The organism is Flavobacterium plurextorum (assembly GCF_024638035.1).
GTDB lineage: Bacteria > Bacteroidota > Bacteroidia > Flavobacteriales > Flavobacteriaceae > Flavobacterium > Flavobacterium plurextorum.
In genome coordinates, this window is record NZ_CP100442.1 from 4898136 (window position 1) to 4910126 (window position 11991).

Annotated in this window: 3 protein-coding genes; all 3 read right to left on the bottom strand. The window is 37.1% G+C overall.

Annotated features, from left to right (window positions below; translation table 11 throughout):
* Positions 1-49: 49 nt before the first annotated feature.
* The gene (locus NLG42_RS21230) at positions 50-9268 is read right to left on the bottom strand and encodes an Ig-like domain-containing protein (protein WP_257682252.1); all 9219 of its coding nucleotides are present in this window, start codon (positions 9266-9268) and stop codon (positions 50-52) included.
* 187 nt (positions 9269-9455) lie between these two features.
* The gene (locus NLG42_RS21235) at positions 9456-10076 is read right to left on the bottom strand and encodes a response regulator (protein WP_099719041.1); all 621 of its coding nucleotides are present in this window, start codon (positions 10074-10076) and stop codon (positions 9456-9458) included.
* A gap of 47 nt (positions 10077-10123) precedes the next feature.
* Entirely contained in the window at positions 10124-11830 is a 1707-nt protein-coding gene (locus tag NLG42_RS21240) for a tetratricopeptide repeat-containing sensor histidine kinase (protein ID WP_257682253.1), read from the bottom strand.
* Positions 11831-11991 lie beyond the last annotated feature (161 nt).

Consider the following 11991-nt stretch of genomic DNA (forward strand, 5'->3'; position numbering starts at 1 on the left):
TTAAATAATGGCTTAGCTGTTCACTAAGCCATTTAAATTGTACAGAATATTATTTGGTTAGGTATAAATACCCCGCTTCTTGCTGTGCGTTAGACTGCTTATCTTTATATCTAATGATGTAATAATAAGTTCCTTCTGGCAATCCGTCTGAATCTTTAACAGTAACACGACCTTCTGAAACACCTCTAAAAGCAATGTCGTTATTATTATAATGATCTCTTTCGAATACTAAAACTCCCCAACGGTTGTAAATCTGTACAGTATTTTCAGGATAACATTCTATACCTTGTATATAGAATCTTTCGTTTTTATTATCTCCATTTGAAGAAACGGCATTATAAACTTTAATAACACAGCCGCTTAATCCTAAAACAGTTGGTTTCTCACCTTTAAGATCACTAGAATCTGATTTGTCCGAAACAGTTATTCCGCTCTTTGTACTTCCTGATACAATTGCCTGATTACTGATACTTCCAGAATTCACATCGGCTTGAGTTAAAGTATACGTTCCACTAATTGAAGACATATCACTTTGACCAGCTGCCAAATTAATTGGGCCTCCATTCATTAAAATTCCAGGTAAAGGATCTGAAACTTGGATATTTTCAAGATCAGCGTTACCAGTATTTGTTATTGCAAAACTGTATGTTAAAGTTTCACCAGCTTCGGCATAACCATTATTATTGCTGTCATTTAACTCAACTGTTTTTATAATCGAAATTTCTGGAACTTCAACAAAAACCTTAGCTGTTGCAGTAGTACAATTAGACTGATTTGCTTTTTCACATATTTGATATGTTACTGTATAATTTCCTCCTTTTGTACTTGGTGCTACATCAATTGTACCATCGGCATTTAATGTAATTCCTTTTGGAAGATCTAAACCTTTTATAATAACATCAGCAGGTTTAACGGGAACGCCGTTTAACTTATCATTATCAAGTACATTAATTACTTTTGATGAACCGTTTAGTCCATTAGCTAAAGCTGCATCATCATCATTTGATGCATTAATCCCAAACGTAGGCATTGCATTACAACCAGATATTGCAGATGGATAGTTTACAACAACTGTCTTTGTAGGATTCAAGCTAAACTGCATTTTAACAGCTGGTCTTGTTAATTCAAAACCATCATTTCCTTCAATCCATTGTCCGCCTACTAATATCCATCCTGGCCAATCTGTTGCTTTTTTATTTGCATCAACAATTGCACCCGGCCATAAAACGCTTCCGTTTAAAGGCATATTGGTTTGAGTTGCTACAATTTTGTTCGCGCTGTCTATCCAATTAATCGTTAATAATCCTGTTGGAACAAAATTATCTCCTGTAACAGTATACGAAACATACGGCGCATTATCTGAACAATAGCTATTTGTTGTAACTGTCATTGTTGGTGCCTCAACTGTAACTAAAACTACAGCTGAAGTACAATTTGAAGCATTGGCTTTCTCACAAATTTCGTACGTCAACGAATAATCTCCAGCTGGTGCATTAGGAGACAATTCTACTGTGCCGTCAGGTTTAAGCGTTAACATCCCTTTTGGATCTGATGTCAATACGCCTAACTTAATATCAGAAATTACTACTGGTGTATTATTTAAAAGATCATTATCCAGTACGTTAACCACTGTTATTGTCTTATCAATCCCTACAACAGAAGGTATTACATCATTCTTTGCATCTAGAATCGTTTTTTCTACTTTAATTGTTACTTTTCCTAGACTTGAAATTGCACCGTTATTATCCGTTGCGATAAAAGTAAAGATGTCATTTCCTGAAAATGCTCCACTTGGCGCATAAGTCAACCTGCCGACTTCTAAAGGTGTCAAAACTTGATTTATTGTTACTGGAACTCCATCTAACGCTAAAATTCCATTTGATGGCAAACTTAAAACAGTATAATCTGCTATAGTTCCGTCTGTATCTGTTCCTTTTAAAGCACTAATAGCTGTTACTCCTGCTCTTGACGGAATACCTGTGGTAATAATATCTTCTACTATTGGTGCATTATTTCCAACTGGAATTGTAATTGTTCCTGCTGTTAATGCTGTTGCAAAAAGGTCATCAGTTGCTGTAAAAGTAAAAGTATCAATTCCTGTAAATGTTCCACTTGGATCATAAGTAAGAGTTCCTGCCTCCAAAGGTGTTAATACTTGATTTACTGTTACTGGAACTCCGCCAACAGCCAAAACGCCATGAGATGGTAATGTCAAAATAGTATAACTTGCAATAGTTCCATCAATATCATTTGCCTGTAAAGCTTTTATTCCCGTTGCTTCTGATGTCGAAGAAATGATAGAATTTATATCATTTCTTACCACTGGAGCATCATTTACCGCTTTAACAGTTATGTTCACAGTGACAGTATTTCCGTCAACTGTTCCATCGTTTACTTTATAAGTAAAACTATCTGCTAATGTTTCAGTTCCGTCGTGAGTATAAGAAAAAGATCCATCAGCATTAAAAGTTAAAGTTCCATGAGTTGGCCCAGTAACTAAAACGGCAGTCAAAGTATCTCCTTCTACATCTGTATCATTTACTAAAACACCTGGTGACGCAATTGTTAAAGTTTCTCCTTCCGCAACAATGTACGTGTCATTATCTGCAACTGGTTTATCATTTACGGCTTTAACTTTTACAGTTATTGTCGCTGATGCTGATACTGCACCTTGATTGTCGTTTACAGTATAACTGATTGGAGTTGTAGTTCCGTTGTAGTTTGCTGCAGGAGTAAAAGTTACAATTCCTGAATTATCTACGCTGTAAGTTCCCTGTCCTGTTACACTGAATGAAGTTTGGATTCCTGCTGTTGCCGGATCTAAATCTACGCTTGCAACATCTATGGTTCCATCAACATCGGTGTCGTTTGCAGTAACATCAATGGTTACAACAGTGTCTTCGTCTGTTTCAGCGTTGTCGTTTACAGCAACTGGTTTATCGTTTACGGCTTTAACTTTTACAGTTATAGTCGCTGATGCTGATACTGCGCCTTGATTGTCGTTTACAGTATAACTGATTGGAGTTGTAGTTCCGTTGTAGTTTGCTGCAGGAGTAAAAGTTACAATTCCTGAATTATCTACGCTGTAAGTTCCCTGTCCTGTTACACTGAATGTCTTTTGCGTTCCTGCTGTGGCCGGATCTAAATCTACACTTGCAACATCTATAGTTCCGTCTACATCAGTGTCGTTTGCAGTAACATCAATGGTTACAACAGTGTCTTCGTCTGTTTCAGCGCTGTCGTTTACAGCAACTGGTTTGTCGTTTACGGCTTTAACTTTTACAGTTATAGTCGCTGATGCTGATACGGCGCCTTGATTGTCGTTTACAGTATAGTTAATTGGAGTTGTAGTTCCGTTGTAGTTTGCTGCAGGAGTAAAAGTTACAATTCCTAAATTATCTACGCTGTAAGTTCCCTGTCCTGTTACGCTGAATGAAGTTTGGATTCCTGCTGTTGCCGGATCTAAATCTACGCTTGCAACATCTATGGTTCCATCAACATCAGTGTCATTTGCAGTAACATCAATCGTTACAACAGTGTCTTCGTCGGTTTCAGCGCTGTCGTTTACAGCAACTGGTTTATCATTTACGGCTTTAACTTTTACAGTTATTGTCGCTGATGCTGATACTGCACCTTGGTTGTCTTGTACAGTATAACTGATTGGAGTTGTAGTTCCGTTGTAGTTTGCTGCAGGAGTAAAAGTTACAATTCCTGAATTATCTACGCTGTAAGTTCCCTGTCCTGTTACACTGAATGAAGTTTGGATTCCTGCTGTTGCCGGATCTAAATCTACGCTTGTAACATCTATGGTTCCATCAACATCGGTGTCATTTGCAGTAACATCAATCGTTACAACAGTGTCTTCGTCGGTTTCAGCGCTGTCGTTTACAGCAACTGGTTTGTCGTTTACGGCTTTAACTTTTACAGTTATTGTCGCTGATGCTGATACTGCGCCTTGATTGTCGTTTACAGTATAACTGATTGGAGTTGTAGTTCCATTGTAGTTTGCTGCAGGAGTAAAAGTTACAATTCCTAAAGCATCTACGCTGTAAGTTCCCTGTCCTGTTACGCTGAATGTCGTTTGGATTCCTGCTGTTGCCGGATCTAAATCTACGCTTGCAACATCTATAGTTCCGTCTACATCGGTGTCATTTGCAGTAACATCAATAGTTACAACAGTATCTTCGTCTGTTTCAGCGTTGTCGTTTACAGCAACTGGTTTATCATTTACGGCTTTAACTTTTACAGTTATAGTCGCTGATGCTGATACTGCGCCTTGATTGTCTTGTACAGTATAATTAATTGGAGTGGTTGTTCCGTTGTAGTTTGCTGCAGGAGTAAAAGTTACAATTCCTGAATTATCTACGCTGTACGTTCCCTGTCCTGTTACACTGAATGAAGTTTGGATTCCTGCTGTTGCCGGATCTAAATCTACGCTTGCAACATCTATAGTTCCGTCTACATCGGTGTCATTTGCAGTAACATCAATGGTTACAACAGTATCTTCGTCTGTTTCAGCGTTGTCGTTTACAGCAACTGGTTTGTCGTTTACGGCTTTAACTTTTACAGTTATTGTCGCTGATGCTGATACTGCGCCTTGATTGTCGTTTACAGTATAACTGATTGGAGTTGTAGTTCCATTGTAGTTTGCTGCAGGAGTAAAAGTTACAATTCCTAAAGCATCTACGCTGTAAGTTCCCTGTCCTGTTACGCTGAATGTCGTTTGGATTCCTGCTGTTGCCGGATCTAAATCTACGCTTGCAACATCTATAGTTCCGTCTACATCGGTGTCATTTGCAGTAACATCAATAGTTACAACAGTATCTTCGTCTGTTTCAGCGTTGTCGTTTACAGCAACTGGTTTATCATTTACGGCTTTAACTTTTACAGTTATAGTCGCTGATGCTGATACTGCGCCTTGATTGTCTTGTACAGTATAATTAATTGGAGTGGTTGTTCCGTTGTAGTTTGCTGCAGGAGTAAAAGTTACAATTCCTGAATTATCTACGCTGTACGTTCCCTGTCCTGTTACACTGAATGAAGTTTGGATTCCTGCTGTTGCCGGATCTAAATCTACGCTTGCAACATCTATAGTTCCGTCTACATCGGTGTCATTTGCAGTAACATCAATAGTTACAACAGTATCTTCGTCTGTTTCAGCGTTGTCGTTTACAGCAACTGGTTTATCATTTACGGCTTTAACTTTTACAGTTATAGTCGCTGATGCTGATACTGCGCCTTGATTGTCTTGTACAGTATAATTAATTGGAGTGGTTGTTCCGTTGTAGTTTGCTGCAGGAGTAAAAGTTACAATTCCTGAATTATCTACGCTGTAAGTTCCCTGTCCTGTTACACTGAATGAAGTTTGGATTCCTGCTGTTGCCGGATCTAAATCTACGCTTGCAACATCTATGGTTCCGTCTACATCGGTGTCATTTGCAGTAACATCAATGGTTACAACAGTGTCTTCGTCTGTTTCAGCGTTGTCGTTTACAGCAACTGGTTTATCATTTACGGCTTTAACTTTTACAGTTATTGTCGCTGATGCTGATACTGCGCCTTGATTGTCATGTACAGTATAACTGATTGGTGTGGTTGTTCCGTTGTAGTTTGCTGCAGGAGTAAAAGTTACAACTCCTAAAGCATCTACGCTGTACGTTCCCTGTCCTGTTACACTGAATGAAGTTTGGATTCCTGCTGTTGCCGGATCTAAATCTACGCTTGCAACATCTATAGTTCCGTCTACATCGGTGTCATTTGCAGTAACATCAATGGTTACAACAGTGTCTTCGTCTGTTTCAGCGCTGTCGTTTACAGCAACTGGTTTGTCATTTACGGCTTTAACTTTTACAGTTATTGTCGCTGATGCTGATACTGCACCTTGATTGTCTTGTACAGTATAACTGATTGGAGTTGTAGTTCCGTTGTAGTTTGCTGCAGGAGTAAAAGTTACAATTCCTGAATTATCTACGCTGTAAGTTCCCTGTCCTGTTACACTGAATGAAGTTTGGATTCCTGCTGTTGCCGGATCTAAATCTACGCTTGTAACATCTATGGTTCCATCAACATCGGTGTCGTTTGCAGTAACATCAATGGTTACAACAGTGTCTTCGTCGGTTTCCGCGTTGTCGTTTACAGCAACTGGTTTATCGTTTATGGCTTTAACTTTTACAGTTATAGTCGCTGATGCTGATACTGCGCCTTGATTGTCATGTACAGTATAACTGATTGGAGTTGTCGTTCCGTTGTAGTTTGCTGCAGGAGTAAAAGTTACAATTCCTGAATTATCTACGCTGTAAGTTCCCTGTCCTGTTACACTGAATGTCTTTTGCGTTCCTGCTGTTGCAGGATCTAAATCTACGCTTGCAACATCTATAGTTCCGTCTACATCGGTGTCGTTTGCAGTAACATCAATAGTTACAACAGTGTCTTCGTCTGTTTCAGCGTTGTCGTTTACAGCAACTGGTTTATCGTTTACGGCTTTAACTTTTACAGTTATAGTCGCTGATGCTGATACGGCGCCTTGATTGTCGTTTACAGTATAACTGATTGGAGTTGTAGTTCCGTTGTAGTTTGCTGCAGGAGTAAAAGTTACAATTCCTAAAGCATCTACACTGTAAGTTCCCTGTCCTGTTACACTGAATGAAGTTTGGATTCCTGCTGTTGCCGGGTCTAAATCTACGCTTGCAACATCTATGGTTCCGTCAACATCGGTGTCGTTTGCAGTAACATCAATGGTTACAACAGTGTCTTCGTCTGTTTCAGCGTTGTCGTTTACAGCAACTGGTTTGTCGTTTACGGCTTTAACTTTTACAGTTATAGTCGCTGATGCTGATACTGCACCTTGATTGTCTTGTACAGTATAACTGATTGGAGTTGTAGTTCCGTTGTAGTTTGCTGCAGGAGTAAAAGTTACAATTCCTGAATTATCTACGCTGTACGTTCCCTGTCCTGTTACACTGAATGAAGTTTGGATTCCTGTTGTTGCCGGATCTAAATCTACGCTTGTAACATCTATGGTTCCATCTACATCGGTGTCATTTGCAGTAACATCAATAGTTACAACAGTGTCTTCGTCGGTTTCAGCGTTGTCGTTTACAGCAACTGGTTTATCATTTACGGCTTTAACTTTTACAGTTATAGTCGCTGATGCTGATACTGCACCTTGATTGTCGTTTACAGTATAATTAATTGGAGTTGTAGTTCCGTTGTAGTTTGCTGCAGGAGTAAAAGTTACAATTCCTGAATTATCTACGCTGTAAGTTCCCTGTCCTGTTACACTGAATGAAGTTTGGATTCCTGCTGTTGCCGGATCTAAATCTACGCTTGTAACATCTATAGTTCCATCAACATCAGTGTCATTTGCAGTAACATCAATAGTTACAACAGTGTCTTCGTCTGTTTCAGCGCTGTCGTTTACAGCAACTGGTTTATCGTTTACGGCTTTAACTTTTACAGTTATTGTCGCTGATGCTGATACTGCGCCTTGATTGTCATGTACAGTATAATTAATTGGAGTTGTAGTTCCGTTGTAGTTTGCTGCAGGAGTAAAAGTTACAATTCCTGAATTATCTACGCTGTAAGTTCCCTGTCCTGTTACACTGAATGAAGTTTGGATTCCTGCTGTTGCCGGATCTAAATCTACGCTTGCAACATCTATGGTTCCATCAACATCGGTGTCGTTTGCAGTAACATCAATGGTTACAACAGTGTCTTCGTCTGTTTCAGCGTTGTCGTTTACAGCAACTGGTTTGTCGTTTACGGCTGTAACTGTTACAGTTATTGTAGCACTATTAGAAATAAAACCATCTTTGTCGTTTACAGTATAATTAATTGCTGTTGCAACTCCGTTATAATTCGCTGCTGGAGTAAAAGTTACAACTCCTAAAGCATCTACACTGTAAGTTCCCTGCCCTGTTACGCTGAATGTAGTTTGGATTCCTGCTGTTGCTGGATCTAAATCTACGGTTGCAACGTCTATAGTTCCGTCAGGATCCGTGTCGTTTGCAGTAACATTGATAGTCACAGGTGTGTCCTCGTTAGTCGTTTTTGTATCGTTTAACGCTGTTGGTCTTTTTACTGGATATTGCGAACTTTCATTATTTGTAAGATCTGGATCTTCTTCTATTCCAGTAATTGAGGCAATATTATTGTGATCTCCAGTCGCTTTTAAAGTTCCTCTCACTGTTAAAGTGGCGCTTGCTCTATTACCAAGTGTTCCAATATTCCAAACACCAGTCCCAGTATTATAAGTTCCTACTGATGGACTTGCAGATGTAAAAGTATATCCTGAAGGTAATAAATCATTTACTTTTACTCCGGTTGCTCCATATGGACCAGCATTGCTTGCTGTAATAGTAAAAACGGCTTCGTCTCCTACTTTTTTAGGAGTTCCAACTACTTCTTTCTTTACCGATAAATCTGCACCATAGCTTGCTGTAATTACATCTACAAATACTCCCGAATCATATTGTCCATCACCAACATCTGCAATTGCAATTTTAAAATCATAAGTAGCTCCTGGAGTAAGTCCAGTTAAATCATAAGAAAGCATTTTTGTCAATCCATTATATTCAACAAATACCGGTTTTACAGCAGTACCAGTATTTTTAGCTCCAGTATTAGTGTGACCATTATTTATATAATAAGCAGTCTGACCTAAATCTGTTGTAGGTGTTCCTGTTGCATCTTTTGAAACTCCAAGAACCCCTCCGTTAACTGAATTTACAGAAATTTCTCTATCGCTCGATGGTAATTTTGCAATATTTTTTGTCCCTGTTATTCCTGGTCCAGAAATAAAAAAACCAAATACATCGTTGTACTTACTTCCTACAAAATCTGGATATTCCTCTGATCCAAACTGAAAAAAGATACGAATAGCCGTCATCTTAGCATCTAATGTAACCTTGAAGGTATATACAACAGCATCATTATTTGCATCAGCGTTTAGCGTTGCCAAATCTGGATCTATTGGTGTCCTTCTTGTTGGCTCATTACTCACACTTAGTTTTGCGTTTTTAGCCGCTAAATCATCACTTGCGAGACCTGTAGAAAATAAAATACCATTACTAATTGCTAGTCCAGCAGGAATTCCTCCTGAGAAAAGAGCAATTTGTTTAGTTCTATCCCCTTTTACTAATATGGGATTACTTAAAACAACACCGCTTCCGTCTAATGTGCTCAATATAACAGCATCATTAGGGCCTGCACTATGGGTGGTCTGAGTTTGTGAATACCCGCTGACTCCAATAGTCAATGATAGGAGCATAAAAAAAGGAAGAATCAGAAGTCGATCCAAATTCCTTTCTTTATTCCTAAATAAAATTTTAAAAAAAGTAAAGTTCACCATATAGTAAATAATTAAAATTCCACAAAATAGTCCTCAGAAATAATCTATTATTCCTGAATTTGTTATATATAATCGGGGTTAAAACCTGTAAACGATTTCAGTTTTATTAATTAATATGCCCCAGTTTTGATGCTTCACGCACCATCCCTGCAACATTGCTGACATCGAGTTTGTTAAAAATGTTTTTTCTGTGATTTTCTACCGTATTAACGGCCAGCTGCAGTTGTTTAGCAATATCTGCTGTAGTAAATTCTCTAATTATTAACTGCATAATTAAAAGCTCTTTTGGAGTTAGAGTAATTGCAGTTCCAATTCGGTTTTGTTTTGCTAAAAACGAGTAATCTTCCGGCAGATAAATTCCGCCTTCCCATACTAATTTTATTGCTTCAAGAAGTTCTTCAATATCTTGATTTTTGTTTACATATCCTTTCACGCCCATAGCCAAAAGGTTTTCGACTAAAATTGGACTCGAAAGTGATGTAAAAGCGATTACGCTTAAATCTGGATGATTTTTATTGAGGTATTTATAAATTTCTAATCCTTGAACATCATTTGCAACTAAGTCGACTATAATCAAATCTAATTGCGAATGTTCTTCAATTTTGGCATATAAGTCTAATTTATTGGTAGCATAAAAAAGGACTTCTAAATCTTTTTGCTGCGAAAAGAAACTGTTAAGACCTGTACATACGATAGGCTGGTCTTCAAAAAAAGCAATGTGTATCATGATACAAAATAGGGGCAAATTTTTTATTAAATAAATAGCGGTTTTCCCTATTTCGGCAAGATAATTTTGAAGGTGCAGCCTGCGGATTCATTATTAAAAACATCAAGACTGCCTTTATTTTTCAGCATTAATTCTTGACATAAATACAAGCCAATTCCAAACCCAGATTCGAGATTAGTGCCAAGTCCCGGATTTATACTTTTTTTGAACAATTTATCAATTTTTTTAGGCTCAACACCTTTTCCAAAATCTTTTATTATAATCTCGTTATTCTCATATTCAATAATAATCACGCTGTTTTCATAACTAAATTTAATAGCGTTATTGATTATATTTCTAAGTACAATACTTAAAACTGTAGGATTAAAAACAATAGTCGTTTCTCTTAAAACTCGATTTTCGACTTGAATGTTCTTTGCTTTTAATTGATGTGACAATTCTTTCTTTGCTCTGCTGATAAGTTCAACTAATTTAATTTCGCTATTATTTGAAACAGTCGTTATCAACTCTGCTTTTGCCCAATCGAGCAAGCTAGTAAGCATTCCGTCCGCCTGTTCTAATTGCTGATTTATTGACTTAATGTATAAAGACACCGTTTTATTTTCACTGCTGAGGACTTCCTCATTATCCAACAGCACTTTTAGTGTCGTAATAGGTTCTTTAAAGTCATGAGAAATAACCGTAAAAATCTTTTGATGAAGTAAATTAAGACGCTTTAACTCCTTATTTTTATCTTCAATCTCTGCTTTCTGCAATTTCAGTTTTTCATTATTTAACTTTTGTTTTCTAGTCAATACAAAAATGCAGTATAGCAAAATGACTAATAAACTAATTCCGATTAACGAAGCAACGAGTGCTGCTTTTTGTTTTTGCAGTTTTATTTCTTTCGAATTATTTATTCTTTTTAAATTCTTGTTTTGTTGGTCTTTAAGTTTAATTTTATTTGCTGTCTGAAAGGAATCTATCCGAATATTTCTAGTTTGTATATCTTCAATTCCAACTAATCTATCCAGTTTCTCAAATGTTTTATGCGCAGCTTCATATTCACCATGTTCTACCAGAATTTCTCGCAGCGTTCTAATAGCGTTAATTTTATTTTCCAAAGCATCACAACTGTCTGCGATTCTAACACTTTCGGTTATGGTTCTCTTTGCTCTATCCAATTGATTTCTTCTACTGTAAATGCGAGCTGTCTTTACATAAACTTCTGAAAGCTTACAACGATCATATTTCTTTGCTGCTGCTTCTGCCAGTAAAAATTCTTCTGTACTCTTTTTATAATCATAATTTACATAATGATAGTATCCACAAATTAAATGCAAAACAATATATTCGTGAGCTCTATTGGGCAAAGCAAACTTGTCTTTACATAAATCTGCATAATAAAATGCCTTTTTATACTCTTTTTGAGTAAAGTGTAAATCAGACAAAAGGAATAAACTTTTGTGGTATATGCTTTCGGCATTCTTTCCTTCTACCCTTGAAGCAACTGCTTTTTCCAGAACATTTATTGCATCAGAAGTTCTTGCAATTTGACTGTAGTAATTTCCTTGAAAAAAAAGTAAAAGCTGAAGTTCAAAACCGCTTAACTTATTTTTTTCTAAATGATTTTGAATCAAAAAACCAATACTATCAAGTTGCTTTTCGTTGTTCAGCCTGTTTAAATTAGTACGAAGCTGCTGAACCGCAGGACTCACTTCTTGTGCACATACATAGGAAGAATAAAGAAATAATAATAAAACTATTCTCTTCAAAAAATTATGTATCGTACAGATAGAAAACATAAAATCTACGTATTGGGGTGGTATTTTTTAATTGAAAAAAAAATCAAATAAACATTAAAAAACATACAGAAGAGAATGCTTAAAAGTCAGCAATTAAAAGCATTATTAGTAATCCCTTCTTATATTTCGCC

Bases quoted from the DNA above. Each gene is read 5' to 3' on its own strand.
- NLG42_RS21230 (WP_257682252.1), bottom strand. From the start codon at position 9,268: ATGCTCCTATCATTGACTATTGGAGTCAGCGGGTATTCACAAACTCAG.
- NLG42_RS21235 (WP_099719041.1), bottom strand. From the start codon at position 10,076: ATGATACACATTGCTTTTTTTGAAGACCAGCCTATCGTATGTACAGGT.